The sequence below is a fragment of the Nocardioides sp. NBC_00163 genome, from assembly GCF_045206295.1.
GTDB lineage: Bacteria > Actinomycetota > Actinomycetes > Propionibacteriales > Nocardioidaceae > Nocardioides.
Map to the genome: position 1 here is coordinate 3,285,841 of NZ_CP108155.1, position 26,278 is coordinate 3,312,118.

The following is a 26,278-nucleotide window of genomic DNA, read 5'->3' on the forward strand; positions in this document are numbered from 1 at the left end:
GTGACTCTTCCCACCACCATCATCACCGAGCGGCTGACGCTGCCGTTGTGGACCCGCGCCGACGTCGAGGCCATCAGCGATCCCAACAGCGGGATCGGGCGACCGCAGAGCTGGCACCCGCAGTTCCCGCGCGAGGACGACCGCGACGCGGCGACGATGTGGGTCGAGGGCGACCGGTGGAGCTCCCGCTACATCATGCGCAACGGCACCGTGCTCGGCTCGATCGGCTTCTTCGGGCCGCCCGACGCCGCCCCCGACGGCACCCCGGAGACCGAGATCGGCTACGGCCTGATCGAAGAGGCACGCGGGTGGGGATTCGCGACCGAGGCGCTCAAGGGTCTGCTGGCGTGCGCGGACGAAGAGGGCGTACGCATCCGGGCCTCTGTCGAGCCGGCGAACGCGGCCAGCCTCCGAGTGCTCGCCAAGTGCGGGTTCACCGAGCTGCGTGGCGCCGACGAGGACGGGCATCTGGTGATGGCCAGGCCGGTGCCCGGTGGCAGAATGGAAGAATGAGGACGCCGAAGCTCGTCGCCACCGACCTCGACGGCACCCTGGTCAGAGCGGACGGTTCGGTCTCGGACTTCACTCGTGGCGTACTCGTGAAGCTCGAGGAGATCGGCGTGCCGGTCATCTTCGTGACCGGGCGGCCGCTGCGCTGGACCCGTGAGCTCTTCGAGCACATCGGCAGCGTCGGGCTGGCGATCGTCTCCAACGGAGCACTGGTCTGGGACGTCGCCACCGATCAGCCCCGGCTCACCCGGCTGATCGAGCCAGCCCTGACCGCCGAGGTGGCGGCGACGCTGAAGGAGAACGTGCCCGGGCTGGTCTTCGCGACGGAGTCGCTCGAGGGGTGGTCGTGCGAGCCCGCGTTCGCGACCCACACGGCCGACGCCCTCCGGCCCGCCAGGCGCGTCGCGCCGATCGAGGAGCTCGCCGACGAGCCACTGATCAAGCTGCTCGCCCGCCGCGACGACCACGACGACGCCGACGAGCTGCTCGCGGCCGCCACCGCTGTCGTCGGCGATCGCGTCAACGTCACCCACTCGTCGTTCCCGCTGCTCGAGATCAGCGCTCCTGGGGTCACCAAGGCCTCCACGCTGGAGCTGGTCTGCACCGAGCTCGGCATCTCCGCCGCGGATGTGATCGCCTTCGGCGACATGCCCAACGACCTGCCGATGCTGACCTGGGCCGGGACCTCCTACGCCATGGCAGACGCCCATCCGAGCGTGGTCACGTGCGCGTCGCATCTCGCGCCCGGGCATGAAGATGACGGCGTCGCGCGGGTCCTGGCTGGAGTCTTCGGCCTGTGACTGGTTTGATCTTCGCCATGCGCCGCGTCCCCCCGTTCCTCGTTGCCCTCGCCTTTGCGGTGACAGCGATGGTCATGACGAGCCCCGCCCCCGCCTCGGCAGCCCCTGTCACGGCTCCCGCGAAGTGCCCGGCCTTCGAGCTCAGCGACGCGGTCAAGGAGCCGCTGGTCTTCCACGCGCGGGTGACCGGACCCGGCAAGGCCACCAAGAAGGGCGGTCCCGTGGTCTACCCGGTGACCGTCGTCAAGGCGCTCAAGGGCGTCACCGGCGGCAGCAGCCTCGACGTCGCGCTCAACCCCGGTGTGTGCCAGAAGAAGTCGCTGACCGCCAACGAGGACTACTACTTCTTCGTGCAGAAGAAGGGCGACACGATCCTCGCCGCCGGCAGCGTGCCGCGCGTGGAGGAGTACACCGACAAGCTCCAGGCCGAGATCGCCAAGGAGTTCCCCGACGTGATCGCTCCTGAGCCTCAGCAGGTGAGCTTCAGCGAGCCCGCGTCTCCCGAGGGCCAGAAGCTCGTCGAGGTCGCTGCCCCCGGCGTCGTACTCGTCGTCGTCGGCCTCCTCGGCCTGATCATCGTGATGATTCTCGGGCGACGGAAGGCCGCGTAGCCTCCGACGGCGCCCACCCCGGTGGCCGGAAGACGTAGCTCAGCTTGAGCCGCCAGCCGTCGGCGCTGCGTACGTCGGTCCAGAGCTCACGGAAGGCGCCGTACTCCAGCCGGAGCAGGTTGTAGGTGTCGACCTTGTAGGTCAGGCCGTACGTCGGACGCTGCCGCTCGGGCTGGAAGGTGCCGAAGAGGCGGTCCCAGACGATCAGGATGCCGGCGTAGTTCTTGTCCAGGTACTCCGGGTCGGAGCCGTGGTGGACGCGGTGGTGCGAGGGCGTGTTGAGCACGAGCTCCAGCGGCCGCCAGAGCTTGCCGATCGTCTCGGTGTGCACGAAGAACTGGTAGATCAGGTTGATCGAGAAGGCGATGTAGATCGCCGCCGGTGAGATGCCGAGGAACGGCAGCGGCAGGAAGAAGAAGAACTCGAACCACGGGTTCCACTTCTGCCGCAGCGCGGTCGCGAACGTCATGTACTCGCTCGAGTGGTGCGCCTGGTGTGCCGCCCAGCCGACTCTGGTCCGGTGCACGAAGCGGTGGTTCCAGTAGTAGGCGAGGTCGACGACCACGACCGAGATCGCCAGACCCCACCACGTCTCCGGGAGCTGCCACAGCGACGCGTAGGCGAAGATCGCCGCGTAGACCGCGAAGGTCAGCACCTTGAACACGGTCATCGACACGATCGAGCCGAGGCCCATCAGGATCGAGGTGCGCGCGTCCTTGAAGACGTAACCGGCCAGGTTGTCGTCGTGGTCGAGCCATTTCAGCGCCGCCAGCTCGATCAGGATCGAGATCACGAAGAACGGGATGGCGTACGTCAACGGGTTCTTCAACGGGTCGAGCATGTCGTTCATGGGGGACCTCCCGGGGATATGACCTTCGAGTAAGTTACCTCAAGGTCATATGCCGCCGCTAGACTCTTGGACATGTCACGGGCCAACGCTGGAACCAAGGGCGTCCCACGCGCCGACCGCGAGCTGCAGATCCTGCGGGCCGCCTGCGAGGTCTTCGGCACCATGGGGTTCGCCAAGGCGTCGGTCGCCGGGATCGCCGCGGATGCCGGCATCTCGAAACCGCTGGTCTACCAGTACTTCGGCTCCAAGGAGGGCCTCTTCCTGGCCAGCTTCAACTACGGCGCCGAGACGCTCGCCGCCGAGATGGAGCGGGTCGCCGCCGACGACTCGGTCGGCGTCGAGCGGGGCCTGCACACGCTCGACGGTCTCTTCCGTACGCTCGAGCCGCAGCCGTGGCTGTGGCGGCTGCTCTTCGACCCGTCAGCGCCCGACGACGGCGAGGTGGCCGCCGCCCGCGCCGTCTACACCGACCGGATCACCCGTCTAGCCGTCGAGGGCGTCGGCGAGCTGATGAGGCTCGTAGGTGACGACGACCCCCTCGACGCCTCCGCGCTGACCGCGGTCTGGATGAGTGCTGTCGATGCGCTGATCACCTGGTGGCTCGACCATCCGGGGGTCACGCCCGCTCAGATGACCGAGCGGTGTCATCGGCTGATCATCGCGATCTCCGGCGCCGCGCTGCCCGCAGAACTCCCCATCGTATCTGCGGGCCGAGGACCGGCGGAACGCAGTAGCCTACGCGCGTGAGCATCGGCAGAGACCTCCAGTCGGCCATCTTTCGCAAGGGCCTGTTCGGCCACGGTCCCGTGGTGCCGACCGAGCCCTCGGCGCTCGCCGAGGCTGCCCAGCGGGCGATGAGCAAGGAGGCCTGGGCGTACGTCGACGGCGGAGCCGGCCAGCAGCGCACCGTCGCCGCCAACACCGCCGCCTTCGACCACTTCCGGCTGGTGCCGCGCATGCTCACCAACGTCGAGAGCCGCGACCTGCGCACGACGCTGTTCGGTGTGGACATGCCGGCGCCGCTGATGCTCGGCCCGGTCGGCGTGCTCGAGCTCGCCCACCCCCGCGCCGAGCACGAGGTCGCCGCGGCGGCCCGCGCGACGGGCATCCCGATGGTGATCTCCACCCAGGCCTCCGTCCCGATGGAGGAGGTCGCAAAGGACTTGGGCGACACCCCACGGCTCTACCAGCTCTACTGGTCGAAGGACGAGACGATCGTCGAGTCCTTCGTACGCCGCGCCGAGGCCATCGGCTCCGACGCGCTGGTCGTCACGCTCGACACGCACATGCTCGGGTGGCGTACGCGTGATCTCGATCTGGGCTATCTGCCCTTCGCGCGGGGGCTGGGGATCGCGCAATACACCTCCGATCCGGCCTTCCGCGCCCTCGTCGAGCAGCGTCTCTCCGGCGGCAGCGGGACGAGCGTACGACCCGGACTCCGGGAGATCCCCTCGGCGCTCACCGCGGTCGCCTCGATGGCCCAGCACCACCCCGGCAAGCTCGTCGACAACCTTCGCTCCGGCCATGCCCGCGCCGCCGTCGAGACCTTCCTCGACGTCTTCTCCCGCTCCGACCTGATCTGGGACGACCTCGACCGGCTGCGGGAGATGACCGACCTGCCGATCGTGCTGAAGGGACTCCAGGCGCCCGAGGACGCCCGCCGCGCGCTCGAGCACGGCGTCGACGGGATCATCGTCTCCAACCACGGCGGCCGCCAGGTCGACGGCGCCATCGCCTCCATCGACGCCCTGCCGAGCATCGTCGACGAGGTCGACGGCCGCATCCCGGTCCTCTTCGACTCCGGCATCCGCTCCGGCGCCGACATCCTCAAGGCGCTCGCCCTGGGTGCCGACGCGGTCCTCCTCGGCCGCCCCTACGTCTACGGCCTCGCCCTCGCTGGAGCCGCCGGCGTCCAGGCAGTCCTGGAGCACATGATCGCCGAGCTAGACCTCTCCCTCGGCCTCGTCGGCTGCCGCTCTGTCGAAGAGATCGGCCGCGAGCTCCTCGGCTGAGAACAGCCGGATGAGAGCAGGGACACGCCCCGGCTGCGCCAAGTTCATACTTTATGAGGGGGCGCGATCTGTGCACCCCACTTACGATTCAAGTGATGAACCCGCAATCTCCGCCAGACATAGTCGTGATCGGCGGCTCCAACATGGATCTCCACGCTCGGGCGCACGAGCAGGTGGTGATGGGTTCGAGCATGTCCGGATCGGCCGGCCTCTCGCCCGGCGGGGTGGGCCGCAACGTCGCGGAGAACCTCGCCCGGCTGGGTGACTCGGTTGCGCTGGTCTCGGTCGTCGGCGACGACCCGATCGGCGACGAGGTGATCAGCTACACCGAGGACGTCGGCGTCGACTGCACCTACGTCCGCCGCCGGGCAGACGTACGCACCGGCACCTACAACGCCGTGCTCGACTCCTCCGGTGAGCTGGTGGTCGCGGTGGCCGACATGGCCGCGACCGACGAGTTCTCCCCGCTGGTGGTGGAGGCGGCCCGCGACCTGATCAAGAACGCTCGCGGTGTGCTCGTCGAGGGCAACATCCCGGTCCGTACGGCCGACGTGGCGATCGACCTGGCCCGCGAGTTCAACGTGCCGGTCGGGTTCGACCCGGTCTCGGTGCCGAAGGCGAGGCGGGCGCGTGACCTGATCCGGGCCGATCGCGAGCTCTATCTGGTCACGCCCAACCAGGCCGAGCTGGCCGCGCTGACCGACCTGCCCGCCGGCACCGACGCGGAGATCGAGAAGGCCATCCACTCACTGCACGACCGCGGTGTCGGCGTCGTCTGGGTGCGCCTCGGCGCCCGTGGCTCGGTGATCAGCTACAACGACGTCTACCAGGAGCTTCCCGCCGTGCGGACCGATGTCCTCGACGTCACCGGCGCCGGCGACGCGATGCTCGCCGCGTTCACCCACGAGCTCCTCCGAGATGTCGACCTGGTCGCGGCGGCCCGGTTCGGGCATGCCGCGGCAGCGCTGACCTGCGGCACCCACGACACCGTCCGGATGGACCTCAGCGAGAGCCTCGTACGGGAGCTGGCGTGAAGGTACGGCTCACCGAAGAGGTCGGGGTCGCGCTCGCCGAGGGTCGCCCGGTCGTCGCGCTGGAGTCGACGATCATCAGCCACGGCATGCCCTATCCCGACAACGTCAAGATGGCCACCGAGGTCGAGCAGATCGTGCGCGACAACGGCGCCGTCCCGGCCACGATCGCGCTGCTCGACGGCATTCCTCGTGCCGGACTGTCGCCCGAGGACCTCGAGCTCCTCGCCTCCGACCCCGACGTGACCAAGGTCAGCGTCCGCGACCTTCCGTACGTCGTCGCCCGCGGCCTCCACGGCGCGACCACGGTCGCGGCCACCATGCGCCTGGCGGCGATGGTGGGGATCAGGACGTTCGTGACTGGTGGGCTCGGTGGCGTACACCGGGGCGCGGAGACGTCCTTCGACATCTCCGCCGACCTGACCGAGCTCGCCCGCACCCAGGTCGCGGTGGTGAGCGCCGGTGTGAAGTCGATCCTCGACGTCGGCCTGACCCTCGAGACCCTGGAGACCTACGGGGTGCCGGTCCTGGTCAACGGGAGCGACGAGTTCCCGGCCTTCTACTCCCGCAGCTCCGGGTTCGCGGCGCCGCTACGCATCGACGGCCCCGACGAGGCCGCCGCGGTCATGAAGGCGACCTGGGACCTCGGACTCCCCAGCGGCCTGGTCGTCGCCAACCCGGTCCCGGCCGCCGACGAGATCCCCGCCGAGGTGATCGGGAAACACATCGACCAGGCTCTCGCCGACGCCGAGGCCCGCGACATCCACGGCAAGGACATCACCCCGTTCCTGCTCGCCAGGATCGTCGAGCTGACCGGCGGCGACTCGCTGGCGACCAACATCGCGCTGGTGCGCGACAACGCAGCCTTCGGTGCGCAAATGGCCGTATCTCATGCCGTCGCATGACGAACGATCACCACTCGTTCACCCCGGCGACACCGCACGTGGCCTAACGTCTCGTCTACCTATGCGTTGATCCTCCCGTGACCGATAGCCCCCACATTGGCCCGACGATGACGGCCCCTTCCAGGCGCACCTTTCTCAAGGCCGGGCTGATCGGTGGTGCCGGTGTCGTCGCCGGCCCGATGCTGTGGACGCAGGCGGCCAGGTCGGCCGCACCGGCCACCGGCGTACATCTGTCCTACGGTGCCGACCCGGTCAAGCAGATGAACGTCTCCTGGTCGACCGCCGGGTCGGTGCAGGCGCCGCGGCTCGATCTGGGCGTGACACCCGACTACGGCCTGACCCTGAGACCCGAGTCGCTCTCCTCGATCCGAGTCGACAGCGTCTACCACCACGTCGACCTCAGCGACCTGCGACCGGGCACCCGCTACTACTACCGGCTCAGCCACGACGGGGGCACCGCGACCAGGGGCTCGTTCACCACCGCCCCGAAGGCCACCGGGTCCTTCCGCTTCGCCGCCTTCGGCGACATGGGCGTCGCCGAGGATGCAGCGCGCAACGTGAACCTGATCCGTCAGCAGCGCGCCGAGTTCGCCTTCGTCGTCGGCGACATCGCGTACGCCGACACCGGCGGCCAGGGCAAGAGCAAGGAGCTGCAGCAGGACTTCGGTGTCTGGGACGAGTTCCTGAGCCAGATCCAGCCCAGCGCCGACGCGATCCCGTGGATGACCGTCGTCGGCAACCACGAGATGGAGAACGGCAACGGCGAGCTCGGCTACGACGGCCACCGCGCTCGCTTCCGTCACCCCGGCAACGGTGCCGGCGGCGGACAGGAGACCTACTCCTTCGTGCGCGGCAACGTCGCCTTCATCGCCCTCGACGGCAACGACGCGACGTACGAGTACACGCGGAACGCGGGTTACCTCGGCGAGACGCTGGACAGTTGGCTCGAGGAGCGGCTGGCCGCCTTTCGGGCCCGCAAGGACATCGACTTCATCCTGGTCGGCTTCCACCAGTGCGCCTACTGCACCAACATCGCGCACGCCTCGGACGGCGGCATCCGCGACCGCTGGGAGGCTCTCTTCGACCGCTACCAGGTCGACGTCGTGATCAACGGCCACAACCACTGCTACGAGCGCACCCACCTGATGCGCGACGGCAAGCCGGTCCAGGAGGCGCCGCGCGGCTCCACGGTCAGCACCAACGAGGGGACGATCTACATCACCGCCGGTGGCGGTGGCGGCTCCACCTATCCCGATGTGCTGCCGGTGCTCTCCTACTACACGGACAAGAACGGCCTGAAGATTCCCGAGCCCACCACCTACCGCGCGGTCGGCGATGCGACCCACTCGGTCGCGTTCTTCGATGCGCACCCGCGCGACGCCCACGGGCAGGCGAGGCTGGACCTCGAAGTCATCGCCACCGACGGCTCCGAGGTCGACACGCTCACCATCGCGAGGACGCGTTGATGCGCACCCAATTAGAGTTGATGCGCGTGGGGGGAATCAGAAGGAGGAAGCCGAGGTTGCTCAGCGTCGTCGTGCCGGTCTACAACGTGGCCGACTACGTCGCCGACAGCCTCGACAGCATCCTCCATCAGCCGTTGCGTGAGGTCTGTGCCATCGAGGTGGTCGTCGTCGACGACGGCTCCACCGACGGGTCGGCCGAGATCGTCAAGGGCATCGCCGCGAAGGATCCTCGGGTCACGCTGATCTCCCAGCCCAACTCCGGTGTCTCGATCGCCCGCCACACCGGGATCGAGGCCAGCACCGGTGACCTGCTCACCTTCGTCGACCCCGATGACATCCTGCCCCGGGACGCCTGGAGCTCGATGGTGAAGACGCTGCGGCGTACGGGCTCCGACTTCGCCGCCGGCTCGGCCGAGCGCGTCACCCTCGTGAACGGCGAGGAGCGGAGGTACGTCACCCCGCTGATGCGCCGCAACCACACCCGGACACGCCTCAGGTGCCGGATCGAGGACGCCCCGCTGATGCTCGCGGACGTGTTCGTGTGGAACAAGATCTTCCGGCGCTCCTTCTGGACCGACAACGAGATCACCTTCCCCGAGCGCACCCGCTATCAGGACCAGGTGGCCCTGACCCAGGCGTTCCTGGCCGCCAGGAGCTTCGACATCCTCACCGACGTCGTCTACGACTGGCGGGTCCGCTCCGACTTCTCCTCCGCGACCCAGAAGCGCGCTCAGATCGCCAACCTGCTCGAGCGGATCACGACCAAGCGCCAGACCGTCGAGCTCGTGGCCGGCTCGGGGTCGGCGAAGCTGATGCGTACGCTGCGCACCGAGATCCTCCCGATCGACATGTGGGAGCACTTCCGCGCGGCCGTCAACCCCACCACCGAGGACCCCGACCGCTACTGGTCGCTGCTGCGCGGCGCCGTCCTCGAGTTCTGGTACGACGCCGGTGTCCCCTTCGAGGAGACCACCGTCCCGCGTGGCCAGCGCCTGATGGCCTGGCTGGTCTCGCAGGACCGCCGCGACGACCTCGCCACTCTCATCGACACGATCGACGATCGTGGACCGGCCAAGGGGATCGAGGCGTTCGCCGCCGCGGAGGACCTGCCGGTCGGGCTCTGAGCACCGGGGTCCCGTCGGTCTCCACCAGAAGCCCTGGGGTGTATAACACGGCCCTAGTGGCTCAGGGACCTAAGACCTGCGATATACCCAGATGCGTAGGGAATTGGGCGATTCCCGTTGCACGCCTGTTCCCCGAGGGGCAAGGTGTGGGCACCCCACGCCATTGCTTCGAGGAGCCCACTGAATGCCCAGCGTCGAGCTGTCGGCCGGTCCGATCGATTTCGAGGATACCGGCGGTGACGGCCCTGTCCTCGTACTCCTTCATGGAGTGCCGATGGACGGCCGTGTGTGGCGCCGTGCGCTGCCCTACCTCGGTGGCTTCCGGGTGATCCGGCCGACGCTGCCGCTGGGTGGTCACCGGCAGCCGATGCGGCCCGACGCGGACCTCAGCCAGCAGGGTGTGGCGAACATCCTCGGCGACTTCCTCGACGCGCTCGACCTCCACGACGTCACCCTGGTCCTCAACGACTGGGGCGGTGGCCAGTTCCTCATCAACGCCGACCGCACCGACCGCATCGCGCGGCTGGCGCTGGTGGCGTGCGAGGCCTTCGACAACTACCCGCCCAAGGCGGCCAAGCCGCTGGCGGTGCTCTCGAAGATGCCGCCGTTGTTCACCGCCGCGCTGCAGCTGTTCCGCATGGAGAGCTTCCGGCAGATGAGCTCCGGCTACGGCGGGATGTCGGTCGACAAGAGCTACCACCTCTACGACGACCTCGTTCACGGCTGGTTCGCGCCGGCGCTGACCGACCGGGCGATCCGCCGTGACTTCATCAAGTTCGCCGGCGGTGCTCCTGGCCGCGACGAGCTGCTCGAGCTCGCCGAGGGGCAGCAGAAGTTCACCAAGCCGGTGCTGGTGGTCTGGGCCGACCAGGACACGATGATGCCCGCCGAGCACGGTCCGCGCCTGGCCGCGCACTATCCCGACGCGCGCCTGGAGATCGTCAAGGACTCCTCCACGCTGGTGCCGATCGACCAGCCCGAGCTGCTCGCCGGGCTACTTCGTGCCTTCGTTGTCGAGCAGAGCGCGCTCGGCGGGAGTGGCCCGGTTGACCCGGTACGCGAGGAAGCTCGGGACGAGTAGCGCACACAGCGCGATCCCGAGGAGGTTGAGCAGGCCACCTCCGGTGGTCGCGATCGCGGTGCCGACCACGGCCGCCGCGCCTCCGTGCAGGACGTCGGCCACCCGCGGGCCACCCGCGACGACGACCGTGAAGACGCCCTGGAGCCGGCCGCGTACGTTGTCGTCTGCCGCCGACTGCAGGATCGACATCCGGATGGCCGCGGAGGCCACGTCGGCGGCGCCGGCGACCATCATGAAGAACACGGCGAGACCCAGCATCAGGGCGGTGAAGTGCTCGGCGAACGCGACCGTGAGCCCGAAGAGGGTGATCCCGAGGGCCCACACGCCGATGCACCAGATGACCACGCGCCCCTGGGCCTCGATCCGCGAGACCCAGCCGGAGAAGATCCCACCGATCACCGCGCCGGCCGGGATGGCCGCGAAGAGCAGCGCGAACGCGATCCCGCCCTCAGCGGGGCCGCCGAAGGACTCGTGCGCGATCTGCGGGAACAGCGCCCGCGGCATCGCGAAGACCATCGCGATCAGGTCGACCACGAAGCTCATCATCAGCACCGGCTGATGGCGCAGGTAGGCGAAGCCGTCCCACACCGAGCGCAGCCCGGGGACCTTCGCGCCGGCGCCCTCGACGGGGAGCCTCGGCAGCAGCACGACCGCGTAGAGGGTCGCGAAGAGGGTGACGGTGTCCATGGCGTACAGCCAGGTGAACCCGGTGAACGGCAGCATCACGCCCGCGACCAGCGGTCCCGCGATGGCGCCCGCCTGGAAGACCGTCATCTGCAGCGAGTTGGCGGCCGGGAGCAGGTGCGTGGGCAGGATCTTGGGCAGGAGCGAGTTCCGGGTTGGCGAGTTCACCGCGAAGAAGGCCTGCTGGACCGAGAAGAGGCACAGCAGCAGCCAGACGTTGGTGTTGCCGAGCGCGGACTGGAGCCAGAAGAGCGCACTCGTGCCGATCAGCCCGATGGTCGAGACCATCAGGATCGTACGCCGGTCGAAGTGGTCCGCGAGCGCGCCGCCGTAGAGGCCGAAGACGACCAGCGGGACCAGTCCGAAGACACCCGTCAGCCCGACGTACGCCGAGGAGCCGGTGTCCGCGTAGATCTGGGCCGGCACCGCGACGACGGTCAGCTGCGCGCCGATCATCGTGATGATGCCGGCGATCCACAGTCGCCGGAAGTGCGGCTCCTGGAGGGGGCGGGTGTCCGCGACGGCACCCTTGAGCTTGGCGGTGATGCTCATCGCTGTGCGGTCGTCGACATGGTTACCGATGCTAAAGGAATGAATTTACCTGGAGAAATTCTGATGTGAGGTGTCGGATCGGGGTGTAGACGTTCGTAGCAAGGGTGAGAGGCGGTCACCGAGACCGTCCGACACAAAGGAGTGAGCACCATGGCCAAGTACCTGATGTCCGTCTGGGGTCCCGACTCGGACTACGAGAAGGAGAACTACGGCTACGCCTCGGAGGAAGAGATGATGAAGTCGTTCGAGGCGACCGGGAAGTTCAACGACAAGCTCCAGGAAGAGGGCTACTTCGTCTTCGCCGACGGCCTCGATGCCGCCAAGACGGCGACCGTCGTCGACGGCCAGGGCGAGAAGCCGGTCATCTCCGACGGCCCCTACGCAGAGGCCAAGGAGTACATGGCGGGCTTCTGGATCATCGACGTTCCCGACCTCGATGTCGCCCTCAAGCTTGCCGGCGAGGCCTCCGCGGCCTGCCTCGGCAAGGTCGAGGTGCGCCCGATGCAGACCGGCCCCGAGGCGTGACTCGCCGTTGACGGATATTGACGAGGCGATCACCCGCGCCCACCAAGAGGAGTGGGCACGGGTGGTCGCCAGCCTCGCCAAGCGCTTCGGCGACCTCGACATCGCCGAGGAGGCCGCGGCCGAGGCGTTCACGGTCGCAGTCGAGCGCTGGCCGCTCGATGGCGTACCCCCCAACCCGGGCGCGTGGCTCACCACCACCGCCAACCGCCGCGCGATCGACCGGATCCGCCGCGAGTCCAAGCGTGACGACAAGCAGAAGGAGGCCGTCGCGATGCACGATGACACCCCGCACGAGCCTCTCGGCGCGATCGAGGACGACCGGCTCCGACTGCTGTTCACCTGCTGCCACCCCGCGCTCGCGCCCGAGGCGCGGATCGCGCTGACGCTGCGTATGGTCGGCGGCCTGACCGTGCCCGAGATCGCGAACGCCTTCCTGGTCCAGGAGACCACGATGGGCCAGCGGATCACCCGCGCGAAGACCAAGATCAAGGCCGCCCACATCCCTTACCGGGTCCCCGAGGCGGCCGACCTCCCCGAGCGCGTCTCGGGCGTCCTGGCCGTCCTCTTCCTGGTCTTCAACGAGGGCTACCTCTCCTCCGGCGACCACGAGAATCCCGTACGCGGCGACCTGACCCTCGAGGCCATCCGGCTGACCCGCCTGGTCCGTGCGCTGCTCCCCGGCGACGGCGAGGTCGCCGGCCTGCTGGCCCTGATGCTGCTGATCGAGGCGCGGCGTACGGCACGGATCTCGGCGACCGGCGAGCTGGTCCGGCTCGACGAGCAGGACCGCGGCTCGTGGGATCTCGCGCTGATCGCCGAGGGTCATGCGCTGGTGCGCGAGCGGCTCGGTGTCGTCGCGAACGGCGGCCCGCGGCCCGGGCGCTACCAGATCCTGGCCGCCATCAACGCCGTCCACACCTCGGTGCGCGACGCCCGCGACACCGACTGGTCCCAGATCGTCGCGCTCTACGACCAGATGATCCGGGTCGACGGCTCTCCCATCGTTCGCCTCAACCGCGCGATCGCCGTCGCCGAGCTGGACGGCCCCGAGGTCGCGCTCGCCGAGATCGATCGGCTCGGCCTGGACGACTACCACGCGTTTCATGCCACCCGAGCCGATCTGCTGCGCCGCCTCGGCCGCAGCGGCGAGTCCCGCGCGGCGTACGACAGGGCCATCGAGCTCGCCGAGAACGCCGCCGAGGTCGCGCTGCTGACCAGGCGCCGGGACCAGCTCGGACGTATTTGAGGGAATTTTGTCCGGGGCTGTCGGATCGGGGCGGAGGCGTTCGTAGAAGAGATGAACGGCGGCCGCCGGGCCGCAGACGACACAGGAGAGAAGAGCGAAATGCCGGAATACATCATCGCGTTCAACGACGAGTGGGTGGACGAGCACACCATGGAGCAGCTGGTTCACAAGCGAGACACCTCGATGGCTGTGACGAAGGAGATGAAGGACGCGGGGGTCTTCGTCTACGGCAACGGCGGGATCGACGCCTCGACTGCTCTTTGCAGCGTCGAGCTCGGCGACGACGGGGAGCCCGTGTTCACCGACGGTCCCTACGTCGAGACCAAGGAGCACCTCGGGGGATTCTTCGTCGTCGACGTTCCCGACGACGAGACCGCGCGCTACTGGGCGGGCCGGATGGCGGTCGCGCTCGACTGGCCGCAGGAGATCCACCGCTTCCCGGGACCGCCGCGCCTCGAGGCGTGAGTCGCAGACCTGATCCAACGCTTCGCTGAATCTCGGCGGCGGAGCGTTTCAGGTCGTGGCAGGCTTGCCGCATGACGACGCCAGAGCCGCTTGCCCTGCCCGAGACCGAAGCCGCGGAGACCTGGGTCAAGGAGCGTACGTCCACGACGCTGACCCACGTGCGGGAGCTGGCCGAGAAGCTGCGGACCGCGCCGCCGAGCGAGGCGATCGATGTGCTGAAGGCCTGGGACGAGCTGTCCCTGGAGCTCGGCTCGCTCGGTGGCCTGGCCGGCCTGCTCGCCAACGTGCACCCCGTCGAAACGGTCCGCACCGCGTGCGAGGACACCGAGGTCGAGGTCGACCGGCTGCGCACCGAGCTCACCCAGGACCAGGCGCTCTACCGGGTGTTCGCGGACCTCCCGTCAGACCAGACGGATGCGCTCGACCCGCTGGCCAAGCGGCTCCTGGAGAAGACGCTGCAGGACTTCACCCGCGCTGGCGTCGACCGCGACGAGGCCACCCGGGCCCGGCTCACCGAGATCAACGAACGCCTCACCGAGCTCAACCTCGAGTTCTCCCGGGTGACCCGGGACGACGTACGCATCACCCTGGCCACGCCCGAACAGCTGGACGGGATGCCGGCCGACTGGCTGGAGGCGCACCCGGTCAACGACAAGGGGCTCGTCGAGATCACCACCGACTACCCCGACGCGCTTCCCGCCCGGATGTTCGTGAAGGATCCTGGGATCCGTCGCGCCGTCACCGTCGCCGGGCTCGAGCGCGGCTGGCCGCACAACGAAGCGGTCCTGAAGGAGATGTTCGCGCTGCGTCACGAGCTGGCCAACCTGGTCGGCTTCGAGGACTGGCCCGCCTTCGACGCCGCGGTGAAGATGATCGGCGAGGGGCCGGCGATCCCGGAGTTCATCGACAAGATCGCCGGCGCCGCAGAGGGGCGGATGAAGCGCGACCTCGAGGTTCTCCTCGACCGCTACGACCGCGACGTCCCCGGCGCCAGCGCGGTCTCCGCCGCCGACGCGCTCTACTACGAGGAGCTGGTGCGGCAGGAGAAGTACGACGTCGACAGCCAGGTGGTGCGTACGTTCTTCGACTTCGCGAAGGTGCACCAGGGGCTGCTGGACGTCACCGGCCGGCTCTTCGGACTGCGCTACGAGCCGGTCTCCGACGTGGTCACCTGGCACGAGGACGTGAGCGTCTTCGACGTCTATCAGCAGGACGGCGACGAGCCCCTCGGCCGGATCTATCTCGACCTCCACCCTCGCGAGGGCAAGTACAAGCACGCTGCGCAGTTCGACCTCGCCCCCGGCGTGAACGGCCGCCAGCTCCCCGAGGGCGTGCTGGTCTGCAACTTCTCCCGGGGCCTGATGGAGCACGACCACGTGGTGACCCTCTTCCACGAGTTCGGCCACCTGATCCACCACGTACTCGGCGGACAGGGTGAGTGGGCGCGGTTCTCCGGGGTCGCGACGGAGTGGGACTTCGTCGAGGCGCCGAGCCAGATGCTCGAGGAGTGGGCCTGGGACGCCGACGTACTCCAGACCTTCGCCACCAACGCGGCCGGCGAGCCGATCCCCGCCGATCTGGTCGCGCGGATGCGGGCCGCGGACGACTTCGGCAAGGGCTACCACGCACGGCAGCAGATGTTCTACGCCGCGATCTCCTACTGGTTCCACAAGGAGCAGCCCGACGACCTGACCAAGCGGCTCGAGGAGCTCCAGGCGGCGTACTCTCCCTATCCCTACCTCGAGGGCACCCACTTCTTCGCCAACTTCGGCCACCTGGGCGGCTACTCCTCGGCCTACTACACCTACATGTGGTCGCTGGTCATCGCGAAAGACCTGTTCAGCGCCTTCGACCGGGACAACCTGTTCGACCCCGAGGTGGCGGGCCGCTACCGCGATCTGGTGCTCGCCCGCGGTGGCGAGAAGGATGCCGCCGACCTGGTCGCCGACTTCCTCGGCCGTCCCTACTCCTTCGATGCGTACGCGGCCTGGTTGGTCTCCTGACGCGATCACCGACCCCGGGCGGCAGCAGTCGTGATACCCGCTAGGGTACGTCCGCTGAATGTTCGTCAGCGTCGCCCGGCACTCCTCGTGCCTTCCCTCAGGCAGGTCCTTCAGATGTATCTCCGTCCGGGTCGCTCGACCCGTCTTCTCGCCCTCGCCATCCTCGGAATTCTCGGTGCCACTCTGCTCACCGCCGCTCCGGCATCTGCCAACACCGCGCCCCGGATGACCAAGGCCACGATCTCCACGTGGATGCCGGTGAAGACCGAAGGGCTCATCCAGTGGACCCCCGCGTTCTCGTACGCAGCGAGTGACGACCAGGGCGTCACCGGGTTCCAGGTGCAGCGGAAGAGCGCACCGTGGAGCACCTCCCCGACGCGCCGAGCCAAGATGAGCGCGGCCGGCTACGTGTGGCGGGCGGACGGCTCCAGCACGTGGCTCTACCCGTCCCGGACCTCGGTCCGAGGTCGCCTGGACCCCGGTGCCGTCGACTGTTTCCGCGTTCGGGCCAAGGACGCGGCGGGGTTGACCTCGGCATGGACGGGCTGGCGTTGCGCGCACGCGCCGATGCGGGCCGCCGAGACCTGGTCATGGTGCTGCCAGCCCAACCTGATCACCGGCCTGCACCTCGACGGGTCCGCCGACAGTCCCGACGTCGCCTACGTGTCGACGCGGTTCGGCACGCAGCGCAGCAACGGGGCGTACTGCGCCAAGGGTGTTCGCCTCCGCGTGTTCAAGGGTCCCGGTCAGGGCAAGATGAACGTCTTCCTGGGCAGCTCGAAGGTCGGCACCGTGAGCGCCTGGTCGCGCACCAGCGGATGGAAGTGGGCCACGGTACGGCGCTCCACCGATGCGTGCGGACGAGTGCGTCTGGTTCCGCTGACCCGAGCTCCGGTGCAGATGACCCGGAACTACATGCTCTACTGACGCGGGGCGCTGATGGGCACTTATAACACGCGTTTGGTGCGTACGAACACGAAATCCTCGTCTTGTAAAGGAATCGGTTATTTGCGTCCTATGGAGCGCCAAACTTGCGTCGTGGCTCCATCTGGACGAACGTCTCTGGAAGCAGAGGTGCCTGTTGCGCGCATCACTCGGGCTGCTCGTCGATCTCAGGCACCTTCTCAGAACCCTATTGAGGGGAGAGACAAATGGATGCCGTGAAGGACATCGACTGGGTGGGTCTCGGGGGCAAGGTGCTCGCCGCGATCGTCATCCTCGTGGTCACGTGGATCATCGCCAAGATCGTCGCTTGGGCGTTCGCGAAGCTGACCTCGAAGATCCCGGTGCTCCAGAAGGCTGGAAATGACGGGGACACCATCGGCAAGAGCCTCGGTTCCGTGGCCGCCCTGCTGGTGTGGCTCTTCGGTCTGATCGCGCTGCTGGACCTGTTCGGGCTCAGCTCGGTGCTGACGCCGATCCAGGGTCTGCTCGACGGTGTGCTGGGCTTCCTGCCCAACCTCATCGGCGCGGTCTTCGTCTTCATCGTCGGCGCGCTCGTCGCCAAGGTCGTCCGCCAGCTCGTCGAGACCGCGCTCGGTGCGGTTCCGTTCGACAAGTGGCTCGGCAGCGGCAGCAAGCTCTCCGGCCAGGTCGACGCGACGGTGGGTGTGGACACCCCCGCCGATCCGTACGATGCACCGGCTGCGCCCTCGGGTGCTGCCGCGCAGATCGTCAAGGTCATCGGTCTCGTTCTCTACGCGATCATCATGATCGTGGTGGCCATCGCCTCTCTGCAGATTCTCGGGATCAGCTCGATCTCGCGGCCTGCCGAACTCATGCTCGCCATGATCCTGGCTGCGATCCCGAAGCTCATCGCTGCCGCGATCCTGCTCGGCATCGGCGTGGTCATCGCCCGCTTCGCCGCCGACGTCCTCGGTCAGCTCATCGACGGGCTCGGCTTCGACCGGGCCCTCCACTCCATGGACGTGCTGCCGCAGGGGCAGAGCGCGACCCCGGCGATCACCAAGGTGATCCAGATCGGCATCGTGCTCTTCTTCGCCGTGATGGCGGCGCAGATGCTGGAGTTCCCGCAGATCACCGCGTTCATCGCCGAGGTGCTCGAGCTGGGTGGCCGGGTCGTCTTCGGTGGCGCGATCATCGCCGCCGGTGTCGTGATCGCCTCGGTGCTCGCGAAGATCGTGCCCGGATCGGCGTCGCAGATCCTGAAGTACGCCACGATCGTGCTCTTCGTCGCGATCGGGCTGAGCTTCATGGGGCTTGCCGACTCGATCATCAACCTCGGCTTCGGTGCCGTGGTCGTCGGTGGTGCCGCTGCTGCGGCGCTCGCCTTCGGTCTCGGCGGTCGCGACGCTGCCGCCCGTCAGCTGGAGCGGCTCCAGGCCGAGAGCGGCGCGCGTTCGGCTGCTGCGCCGACCGCTCAGAACCCGACGCCGCCGCAGGCGCCCGGCGTCTGATCGCACTCACGACCCTCAGGGTCTGACTCAGGGAGCCCCCGACTGCGCTGAAAAGTGCGGGTCGGGGGCTCCCTTGCTTTTGACTTGAATCGCTCTGATCCTCGGCGTAAGATCACGATATATCGCGAAGGAACGCGATCTAGTCTTCCGAAAGTTAGAGAGAAACCTGATGACGTACAACAACAGCAACCCTTGGGGTGAGTGGATCGACCAGATGGGTCGAGAGTTCGGCAAGGGCGGCCCACGCCGCTCCCATGGCTGGCAGGGTGGTCCCGGTTGGGGCGGACCTGGCGGCCCCGGTTGGCAGGGTGGCCACCACGGTCGCGGTCGTGGACCGGCTGGTCCGCCGCCGTGGATCGCGGCACTGCTCGGCTTCGAGAACCAGCCCCCGCAGCGGCCCGGTCCCCGGGTCCGCCGTGGTGACGTACGCTCCGCCATCATCTACGTGATGGCCGAAGCGGCCGAGCAGGGCCAGGTGATCAACGGCTACCAGGTGATCCAGCAGATCTCCGAGCGCAGCTCGGGTGAGTGGCGGCCGAGCCCCGGCTCGGTCTACCCGACCATCCAGCAGCTCGAGGACGAGGGTCTCGTGGAGTCCGACGACGAGCACGGCCGCCGGGCGATCCGGCTGACCGAGGCCGGCAAGACCTACGCCACCGAGCACGCCGACGAGCTGGCAGCCGTTTGGACGCCGTTCGACAAGGCCGTCGACAACGCCCGCGGCCAGGGTCGCGGCGGCCGTGGTGGTCCCAGCGGTCTGGGCGACCTGGCCGGCTTCGGAGTCCTCGGCGGCGAGCTCGCCCAGGTCCTCCCGGCCGTGTGGCAGCTCGCCACCTCCGGCACCGACGCCCAGCGCCAGGCCGCCGCCGACGTTCTCGCCGACACCCGGCGCAAGCTCTACGGCATCCTCGCGGCCGGCGACGACGAACACACCGTGACCGCCGAGCAGGTCGACGAGGTCGAGGAGTCCGAGGACGGCGAGCCCGGCCCCGACCCGAAGCCCTGATGTCCCCCTCCTGGGGAGACTTCCCCAATCACAAGCAGGTTCCCCACGCTCCGGAGCGTGGGGAACCTGCTCGTTTGTGGGGGAGTTTCCGTTTCCGTGGGGAAGTTCGACGGGCCAGTTGCCATCCACAGGCCGTGCTCGGGGCCGGGTTGTCCACAGGTCTTTGATTCGCGCTTCTGTCGGAGCCGCCTGCCTGCGGATGCTGTCGCCATGAGGTCGCTACGCCAAGTCACCAAGAAGGCCGGGTTCTTCACGCACGCCGAAGCCCTTGCCGCCGGCTGCACCATCAACGACATCCGCACGGCGGTGCGCCTCGGCGAATGGCACCGCCTGCGAAAGGGCGCCTACGTCTTCGCCGACGAATGGGAGCCGCTCGAGCACGCCACCCGACACTGGCTCCGTACGCGAGCGGCTGTCCATACGCTCGGCGCCGGTGTTGCGGTCAGCCATGCGAGTGGGGTGGTCGCGTACGCCATCGACGACTGGCGGCTGGACTTTACGCGGATCCACGTGACCCGACTCGATGGCCGTTCGGGCCGGATCATCGGCGACGTGGCGCACCACGAACGAGGCAAGGGCGACCTCGAGCTCCGCAACGTCGCGGGCATCCGCGTGCTCGAGCCGCAGCTCTGTGTGCTCCAGGCGGCGGTTCATCTCGACCCGGAGGCAGCCTTCTGTCTCTTGGAGTCGGGGCTGCGTTCGAAGCAGTTCGATCGCACCGATCTGGAGACCGCGTACGCCGCACTGCACGCTCGGCACCGGATGGGCCGGCTGCAACCTTTGGTCGCCCTGGCCGGGTCGCAGTCGGGATCAGTGGCTGAGTCACGCGGGTTGTGGCTCTTCGATCAGGCCGGCCTTCCGCGGGCGGAGCAGCAGTGGGAGGTGCGCCGTCCGGACGGCAGCCTCGTCGGCGCGGTCGACTGGGTCTGGCACGAGTGGCGGCTGATCGTCGAGTTCGACCGCAAGGTGAAATACTCCGGCAAGTTCGGTCAGACCGGCACCGACGCCCTCTTCGCCGAGAAGAAGCGTGAGGACGAGATCCGTGAGCTCACCGGCTATCGCATCCTCCGGTTGACCTGGGAAGACCTCGAGAATCCCGCGAGGACGATCGCGCGCATACGCGCGATGTCCCGCGCCGCGAGCTGATGCCCACTCGCGCGCACACTTCCCCACTCCCGCGGAGGTTCCCCACCCTCCGGAGCATGGGGAACCTCCGTACGAGTGGGGAAGTGTGCGGATTAGTGGGGAGGTCGTGCGCCGGTCAGAGGGCGTCGAGGTGACTGGCCAGGTGGCGGTGGCCGACGGCCTCGTAGCCGACGATGGTGACGACTGGCGCGAGGGCGACGACGACGAGGCACCAGGCCACCGGCACACCCGCGATCGCCATCGCGACACTCGCGACGAGCACGGCCACGGTGAGGGCGACCAGAAGGATGTGGAACGGGTCGATGACGTGCATGAACATGTTGTAGAGGAGATAGAGGACCAGGGCGTACACCCCGACGGGGAGGGCGACGGAGATGACCGTGCCGACCTCGCCGAGCTTGGACTCGTGCTCGAGCAGGTAGGCGGCCACGTGCAGGCCGGCTCCGGTGGCCGCGATCGCGGCGAAGAGCAGGATGTGGCCGTAGCCCCACAGGAACGAGCGGTCGCGGCGCCGCTCGAGCATGGCGGCCCAGGGGATCGTGAAGTAGGTCCACCACTGGCCGAAGGTCAGGCCGATACCGGCGGCGAGCAGCAGGATCGCGTCGAGGCTCCAGCCCAGCTCGGGCTCGTGGACGATCGCGGACATCACCGCGACGGTGCCGATCACACCCTCGCCGAGGGTGATGATCGTCAGCAGGCCATAGCGTTCGGCGATGTGGTCGGCGTGCCAGGGAGTGCCGCCGAAGTGGCGTTCGGCGATGAACGGCCCGACCAGCTCGATCACCAGGGGCACCATCATCGCGGCGAACGCCGTCGCCACGTCGAGGGGCAGGATGGCGATGACGCACCAGAGCACCTGCGAGCCGAGGACGGAAATGAGGTAGACCCGGTGTGCCGCGCGCCGGCCCGGGTCCTGGCGCCAGGCGCGCAGCCACTGGCCGCAGAGCGCGACCCGCATCACGACGTACCCGGCGATCATGATCTCGTTGTGGAGCTGGTCGCCCTCGTGGACGCTCTCGAACATCTCCGGCAGGCCGAGGGCCATGATGATCACGCCGACCATCTGCAGCATGGTGAGCAGCCGGAACGCCCAGTCGTCGGTGTCGTAGGCCGAGGCCATCCAGGAGTAGTTGATCCACGCCCAGCAGATCGCGAACGAGGCGAAGCAGAACGCCAGGATCCCCGCCACGACGTGGCCCGCCGCGAGCTGATGGGCCAGCTCGTTGCCGCTCATGCCGAAGGCCACGACGAAGGTGAGGTCGAAGAGCAGCTCCAAGGGAGTCGCGGCCCGATGCGCCTCGTGGGGGTCGCGTCCGGTCATCTGGCGCAGGCGGCTGGTTGCGTTCACGTGGTGAGGATAGGACGTCGGGCGTACGTTTTTTGACATGAGCGAGATCCTGATCAAGGTGCGCGGGTCGCACAGTGTCGAGGTGGCGCCGGAACGAGGGGTGGTGTCCGCCGAGGTCCGGTTCGACGGTCCCGCGCCGGAGCCGGTGATGGAGCAGCTGCGGCGTGGGCTGCACGGGGTGCGTACGGAGCTCGAGCGGCTCGAGCAGGAGGGCGCGATCAAGAGGCTCGTCATCCAGCGGGCGCGCACGTCGGCCGAGCGGCCCTGGCACAAGGACGGCAAGCAGCTGCCGCTGGTGCACCGTGCCACGGTCGGTCTCTGGGCGGAGTTCGTCGACTTCAAGGCGCTGGCGACATGGGTCGGCCGCGCCGCGGGCAACGAGGGTCTCCGGGTCGACCACGTCTCGTGGCAGCTGACCAAGGAGAGTCTGCTGAAGGTCGAGCGTGACGTACGTCAGGAGGCGGTGCGCCAGGCCAAGGTGCGCGCGCAGGACTACGCCGATGCGCTCGACCTCGGCCCGGTCGCGGTCCGGAGCATCAACGACGTCGGCGTCAGCCGCGAGGTGACGTACGCGGCGGCGATGGACATGGAGATGGCCCCCGCCGGAGCCCGGAAGTCGGCCTCGGGCGCACCGGACCTGGCCTTCGATCCCGACGACATCTCGGTCTACGCCGAGGTCGAGGCCGCCTTCACCGTCGGCGCGAAGTAGGGGTCATTTGGCGACGGCGTCGAGGTGGGCATCGAGGCGCTCGGGCGAGAGCAGGTGGTTGATGACCACCGCGGCACAGCCGACCATGCCGGTGGAGTCGGCGTGGGTGGAGGGGACGAAGGTCAGGTCGCGGGTGGCCAGGGCGGTCGAGCGGGAGTAGACGGTCTCGCGTACGCCCGCGGTGTAGAGGTCGAAGGCACCCGCCATGTCGCCACCGATGACGACCACCTCCGGGTTGAGTAGGTTGATCGCGATCGCGAGCACCTCGCCGAGCTGGCGACCGGCCTCGCGCAGCAGGCCGCGGGCGATGGCGTCGCCGGCGAGCGCGGCGGCGACCAGATCGCGGATGTGTCCGGCGGAGACGCCGGAGTCCACGAGGCCCTGGGTCAGCGCCCAGCCGGCCGCGACGGTCTCCAGACATCCGGTGGCACCGCAGCGGCAGGGGCGCTCGCCGGCGGACTCGACCCGAGTGTGGCCGATCTCGCCGACCGCACCGGCGTGGCCGCGCAGCACCCGGCCGTCGGCGATGACCGCGAGGCCGAGACCGGTCGACGCCTTCACGACGAGCGCGTCGCGCGGGTGCAGCCCGCTACCGAAGAGCTCCGCGGTGGCCAGCGCGTCGGTGTCGTTGACGAGCACCAGCGGCCCGTCGGTGAGCCGGTCGAAGTAGGGGTCGAGCGCGACGCCGTCCCAGCCCCGCATCACCGGTGAGTCGACCGAGACCAGGCGGACGGGGTCGACGACGCCGGGCAGGCTCATCCCGACGCCGAGCACGGGCGGCTCGATGCCTTCCAGGAGCCGCTCGAGCCGGTCGGTCACGTCGGGCATGAGGTCGTCGGCGGCGATCCCGACCTCGTGGTCACGGGTGTCGCCGGCGAGCTCGCGGCCGTCGAGGTCGAAGACAGCGAGCTGGCTGCGTGAGCGTCCGATCGCCACCGCCAGCACCACCCCGGCGTCGGCGTTGAAGCTCAGCGAGCCCGGCGGCCGGCCACCGGTGGAGGCGAGCTCCTCCCCGGTGAGGATCAGTCCGGCGTCGACGAGGGCCGAGACCCGGGAGACCACAGCCGTACGCGAGAGACCGGTCGTCTTCTGCAGATCGCTGCGGGTCAGGGCGCGTCCGGAGCGCACCAGAGCGAGGACGTCGGCGGCGGTTGTCATCTCGGGCATGGGGTGAAGCGTACGCCCCTTATGTCTTTCATGTACCAAAGATTTACTTGTATCGATCCAAAGATCATGCCAAGGTGTGCGAAAGCACACTGTCTTTTGGAGGACCCGTGACTGCCGTATCCCCCACCGTCGCTGACGTCACCGCGCGTCTCATCGAGCGTTCCGCAGCCACGCGGGCCGACTACCTGGCCCGCATCGCCTCCGCCCGCGCGACCGGGCCCGCCCGCGGCCGGCTCGCGTGCAGCAACCTGGCCCACGGCTTCGCCGCCTCCACCGCGCCGACGAAGGCCGAGCTCAAGGTGGTCACCCCCGCCGCGAAGCCCAACGTCGCGATCGTGACCTCCTACAACGACATGCTCTCCGCGCACGCGCCCTACGAGACCTACCCGCCGCTCCTCAAGGCCGCGGTGATGCGGGCCGGCGGGCTCGCGCAGGTCGCCGGCGGCGTACCCGCGATGTGTGACGGCATCACCCAGGGCCGCGACGGGATGCAGGTCTCCCTCTTCTCCCGCGACGTGATCGCGATGTCGGCCGGGATCGCCCTCTCGCATGACATGTTCGACGCCGCGCTGATGCTCGGCGTGTGCGACAAGATCGTGCCCGGCCTGCTGATCGGCGCCCTCTCGTTCGGTCACCTGCCGACCGTCTTCGTGCCGGCCGGCCCGATGTCCTCGGGGCTCCCCAACAAGGAGAAGGCCCGCGTCCGACAGCGGTACGCAGCAGGCGAGGCCACCCGCGAGGAGCTGCTCGAGGCCGAGGCCGCCAGCTACCACTCCCGCGGCACCTGCACCTTCTACGGCACCGCCAACTCCAACCAGCTGCTGATGGAGGTGCTCGGGCTGCACCTGCCGGGCTCCTCGTTCGCCTCGCCGGACACCCTGCTGCGGGCCGCGCTCAACCGCGCCGCCGCCGCGCGTGCCACCGAGCTGGCCCTCACCGGCGGCCCGGGCGTGGGCGAGATGATCGACGAGAAGTCGATCATCAACGCCTGTGTCGCGCTGCTCGCCTCGGGCGGCTCGACCAACCACACCCTCCACCTCGTCGCGATCGCTCGCGCCGCCGGGATCCAGCTGACCTGGGCCGACATCTCCGACCTGTCGCCGGTGGTCCCGCTGCTCAGCCGGATGTACCCCAACGGCTCCGCCGACGTGAACCACTTCCACGCGGCCGGCGGCGTCAGCTTCCTGGTCCGCACGCTGCTCGAGGCCGGGCTGCTCCACGAGGACGTGACCACGATCCTGGGCCCGGGACTCTCGGCCTACACCCAGGAGTCGCGGCTCAACCGAGACGGCGAGATCGAGCTGGTCGAGGGCGCCCCGGTCTCCGGCGACCTCGACGTGCTGCGCCCGGCCGACGACCCGTTCTCACCCGACGGTGGTCTGCGGGTGCTGACCGGCGAGCTCGGCACGGCCGTCATCAAGACCTCGGCGGTCGCGCCCGAGCACCAGGTGGTCTCCGCTCCCGCGATCGTCTTCGACGACCAGATCGACTTCCTCACCGCCTTCTCCGAGAAGCGCCTCGACGGTCGTGACTTCGTCGCGGTGCTGCGCTACCAGGGCCCGGCGGCCAACGGCATGCCCGAGCTGCACAAGCTCACCCCGGCGCTCGGGGTCATGCAGGATCGCGGCCAGCACGTCGCCATCGTCACCGACGGCCGGATGTCCGGCGCGTCGGGGAAGGTGCCCGCGGCCATCCACCTCACCCCCGAGGCCGCGCTCGGCGGACCGCTCGCCCGCGTGCAGGACGGCGACCTGATCACCGTCGACGCCGTCGCCGGCACCCTGAGCATCGGGGTCGACGCCGCCGAGTTCGCGCACCGTCCCACCACCGGTCGGGCGCCGCTCGACGCCGAGTGGCGCGGCACCGGCCGCGAGCTCTTCTCCGCCTTCCGTGCCACCGTCGGCTCCGCCGACACCGGCGCCTCCGTCTTCCAGTTCGCCTCGCCCCAGGAGACCCCCGTTCATGTCTGACCTCACCTCCACCCACCTGCTCGACCTCTCCCCGGTGATCCCGGTCGTCGTCGTCGACTCCGTCGACCAGGCGGTGCCCGTGGCCCGAGCCCTCGCCGAGGGCGGCGTGCCCGTGGTCGAGCTGACCCTGCGTACGCCGGTGGCTCTCGACGCGATCCGGGCCATCGCCGAGGAGGTGCCGGAGGTCCTGATCGGCGCCGGCACCGTGACCACTCCCGTGCTTGCCAAGGAGGCCGCCGCGGCCGGGGCCCAGTTCCTGGTCTCGCCGGGTGCCACCCCGACGCTGCTCGGCGCGATGCGCGACACCGGCCTGCCGTTCCTGCCCGGCACCGCCACCGTCTCCGAGGCCCTCGCGGTGCTCGAGACCGGCCACACCGCGATGAAGTTCTTCCCGGCCGAAGCCTCGGGCGGTGCCAAGTACCTGGGCTCGCTGCCGTCCGTGCTCCCCGACGCCCGTTTCTGCCCCACCGGCGGCATCTCGCTGGCCACCGCTCCCAGCTACCTCGGCCTCGCCAACGTCGGCTGCGTCGGCGGTTCCTGGCTCACTCCCGCCGACGCGCTCGCCTCCGGTGACTGGGACCGCGTCACCGCCCTCGCAGCCGCCACCGCCGCCCTTCGCTGACCTCCGCTGACCTCGCCGGGTGGGCGAG

Annotated in this window: 25 protein-coding genes; 21 read left to right on the plus strand and 4 right to left on the minus strand. The window is 68.9% G+C overall.

From position 1 onward, the window contains the following. Genes OG801_RS15810 through OG801_RS15820 form a run of 3 tightly spaced genes read left to right on the plus strand, consistent with a single transcriptional unit; the run spans window position 1 to window position 1,921 of the window. Window positions 1-513, plus strand: a complete 513-nt coding sequence (locus OG801_RS15810) for a GNAT family N-acetyltransferase (protein WP_406029650.1) — start codon at window positions 1-3, stop codon at window positions 511-513. Beyond that, complete coding sequence (locus OG801_RS15815) at window positions 510-1,310, plus strand: HAD family hydrolase (RefSeq protein WP_406029651.1); 801 nt, start codon at window positions 510-512, stop codon at window positions 1,308-1,310. Before OG801_RS15810 ends, OG801_RS15815 begins: the two co-directional genes overlap by 4 nt. Window positions 1,311-1,327: 17 nt before the next feature. Beyond that, complete coding sequence (locus OG801_RS15820) at window positions 1,328-1,921, plus strand: hypothetical protein (protein ID WP_406029652.1); 594 nt, start codon at window positions 1,328-1,330, stop codon at window positions 1,919-1,921. Here OG801_RS15820 and OG801_RS15825 read toward each other — a convergent pair. After that, window positions 1,884-2,771 (minus strand): sterol desaturase family protein, encoded by an 888-nt coding sequence (locus OG801_RS15825; protein WP_406029653.1) that lies wholly within the window; start codon window positions 2,769-2,771, stop codon window positions 1,884-1,886. The genes OG801_RS15820 and OG801_RS15825 overlap by 38 nt on opposite strands. A 72-nt stretch (window positions 2,772-2,843) precedes the next feature. Between OG801_RS15825 and OG801_RS15830 the strand changes: the two genes are divergently transcribed. The 7 genes from OG801_RS15830 (at window position 2,844) to OG801_RS15860 (ending at window position 10,390) form a co-directional block, all read left to right on the plus strand. After that, complete coding sequence (locus tag OG801_RS15830) at window positions 2,844-3,518, plus strand: TetR/AcrR family transcriptional regulator (protein WP_406029654.1); 675 nt, start codon at window positions 2,844-2,846, stop codon at window positions 3,516-3,518. Further along, window positions 3,515-4,783 (plus strand): alpha-hydroxy-acid oxidizing protein, encoded by a 1,269-nt coding sequence (locus OG801_RS15835; RefSeq protein ID WP_406029655.1) that lies wholly within the window; start codon window positions 3,515-3,517, stop codon window positions 4,781-4,783. Before OG801_RS15830 ends, OG801_RS15835 begins: the two co-directional genes overlap by 4 nt. Window positions 4,784-4,878: 95 nt before the next feature. Beyond that, window positions 4,879-5,817, plus strand: a complete 939-nt coding sequence (locus tag OG801_RS15840) for a carbohydrate kinase family protein (RefSeq protein ID WP_406029656.1) — start codon at window positions 4,879-4,881, stop codon at window positions 5,815-5,817. Next, the gene (locus tag OG801_RS15845) at window positions 5,814-6,719 is read left to right on the plus strand and encodes a pseudouridine-5'-phosphate glycosidase (protein ID WP_406029657.1); all 906 of its coding nucleotides are present in this window, start codon (window positions 5,814-5,816) and stop codon (window positions 6,717-6,719) included. Before OG801_RS15840 ends, OG801_RS15845 begins: the two co-directional genes overlap by 4 nt. A 107-nt stretch (window positions 6,720-6,826) precedes the next feature. Next, on the plus strand, window positions 6,827-8,185 hold the full coding sequence (locus OG801_RS15850) for a metallophosphoesterase (protein ID WP_406029658.1): 1,359 nt from the start codon (window positions 6,827-6,829) through the stop codon (window positions 8,183-8,185). A 56-nt stretch (window positions 8,186-8,241) separates the two neighbouring features. Beyond that, window positions 8,242-9,309, plus strand: coding sequence for a glycosyltransferase family 2 protein (locus OG801_RS15855; protein ID WP_406029659.1), 1,068 nt, complete (start codon window positions 8,242-8,244; stop codon window positions 9,307-9,309). Between the two features lie 184 nt (window positions 9,310-9,493). Continuing rightward, complete coding sequence (locus tag OG801_RS15860) at window positions 9,494-10,390, plus strand: alpha/beta hydrolase (protein ID WP_355021808.1); 897 nt, start codon at window positions 9,494-9,496, stop codon at window positions 10,388-10,390. Here OG801_RS15860 and OG801_RS15865 read toward each other — a convergent pair. Next, window positions 10,304-11,626, minus strand: a complete 1,323-nt coding sequence (locus OG801_RS15865) for an MFS transporter (RefSeq protein ID WP_406029660.1) — start codon at window positions 11,624-11,626, stop codon at window positions 10,304-10,306. The two genes, OG801_RS15860 and OG801_RS15865, sit on opposite strands and share 87 nt — an antisense overlap. 150 nt (window positions 11,627-11,776) lie before the next feature. Here OG801_RS15865 and OG801_RS15870 point away from each other — a divergent pair, with 150 nt between their 5' ends. The 8 genes from OG801_RS15870 (at window position 11,777) to OG801_RS15905 (ending at window position 20,434) form a co-directional block, all read left to right on the plus strand. Further along, complete coding sequence (locus tag OG801_RS15870) at window positions 11,777-12,151, plus strand: YciI family protein (protein ID WP_406029661.1); 375 nt, start codon at window positions 11,777-11,779, stop codon at window positions 12,149-12,151. Between the two features lie 7 nt (window positions 12,152-12,158). Further along, window positions 12,159-13,397, plus strand: a complete 1,239-nt coding sequence (locus OG801_RS15875) for an RNA polymerase sigma factor (RefSeq protein WP_355021805.1) — start codon at window positions 12,159-12,161, stop codon at window positions 13,395-13,397. A gap of 99 nt (window positions 13,398-13,496) precedes the next feature. Continuing rightward, window positions 13,497-13,862 carry a YciI family protein gene (locus OG801_RS15880; protein ID WP_355021804.1) on the plus strand — a complete coding sequence of 122 codons (366 nt, stop codon included), beginning with the start codon at window positions 13,497-13,499 and terminating at the stop codon, window positions 13,860-13,862. 71 nt (window positions 13,863-13,933) lie between these two features. Beyond that, the gene (locus tag OG801_RS15885) at window positions 13,934-15,865 is read left to right on the plus strand and encodes a M3 family metallopeptidase (RefSeq protein ID WP_355021803.1); all 1,932 of its coding nucleotides are present in this window, start codon (window positions 13,934-13,936) and stop codon (window positions 15,863-15,865) included. Between the two features lie 114 nt (window positions 15,866-15,979). Next, window positions 15,980-16,792, plus strand: a complete 813-nt coding sequence (locus OG801_RS15890) for a hypothetical protein (protein WP_406029662.1) — start codon at window positions 15,980-15,982, stop codon at window positions 16,790-16,792. Between the two features lie 224 nt (window positions 16,793-17,016). Then, window positions 17,017-18,282, plus strand: coding sequence for a mechanosensitive ion channel (locus tag OG801_RS15895; RefSeq protein WP_406029664.1), 1,266 nt, complete (start codon window positions 17,017-17,019; stop codon window positions 18,280-18,282). Window positions 18,283-18,451: 169 nt separating this feature from the next. Then, window positions 18,452-19,288, plus strand: a complete 837-nt coding sequence (locus tag OG801_RS15900; protein WP_355021801.1) for a PadR family transcriptional regulator — start codon at window positions 18,452-18,454, stop codon at window positions 19,286-19,288. A gap of 210 nt (window positions 19,289-19,498) precedes the next feature. Continuing rightward, window positions 19,499-20,434 (plus strand): hypothetical protein, encoded by a 936-nt coding sequence (locus OG801_RS15905; RefSeq protein WP_406029666.1) that lies wholly within the window; start codon window positions 19,499-19,501, stop codon window positions 20,432-20,434. Window positions 20,435-20,549: 115 nt separating this feature from the next. Here OG801_RS15905 and OG801_RS15910 read toward each other — a convergent pair whose 3' ends face one another. Beyond that, entirely contained in the window at window positions 20,550-21,782 is a 1,233-nt protein-coding gene (locus OG801_RS15910; protein ID WP_406029668.1) for a low temperature requirement protein A, read from the minus strand. 37 nt (window positions 21,783-21,819) lie between these two features. Between OG801_RS15910 and OG801_RS15915 the strand changes: the two genes are divergently transcribed. Further along, window positions 21,820-22,491: an SIMPL domain-containing protein gene (locus OG801_RS15915; protein WP_406029670.1), complete on the plus strand. Its 672-nt coding sequence runs from the start codon at window positions 21,820-21,822 to the stop codon at window positions 22,489-22,491. Window positions 22,492-22,494: 3 nt separating this feature from the next. On the opposite strand, the gene OG801_RS15920 is transcribed toward OG801_RS15915, so the two are convergent. Then, window positions 22,495-23,658, minus strand: a complete 1,164-nt coding sequence (locus OG801_RS15920; protein WP_355021797.1) for an ROK family protein — start codon at window positions 23,656-23,658, stop codon at window positions 22,495-22,497. Window positions 23,659-23,765: 107 nt separating this feature from the next. Here OG801_RS15920 and edd point away from each other — a divergent pair, with 107 nt between their 5' ends. After that, window positions 23,766-25,628 carry a phosphogluconate dehydratase gene (gene edd / locus OG801_RS15925; RefSeq protein WP_406029672.1) on the plus strand — a complete coding sequence of 621 codons (1,863 nt, stop codon included), beginning with the start codon at window positions 23,766-23,768 and terminating at the stop codon, window positions 25,626-25,628. Continuing rightward, complete coding sequence (eda, locus tag OG801_RS15930; protein ID WP_378816516.1) at window positions 25,621-26,250, plus strand: bifunctional 4-hydroxy-2-oxoglutarate aldolase/2-dehydro-3-deoxy-phosphogluconate aldolase; 630 nt, start codon at window positions 25,621-25,623, stop codon at window positions 26,248-26,250. Before edd ends, eda begins: the two co-directional genes overlap by 8 nt. Window positions 26,251-26,278 lie beyond the last annotated feature (28 nt).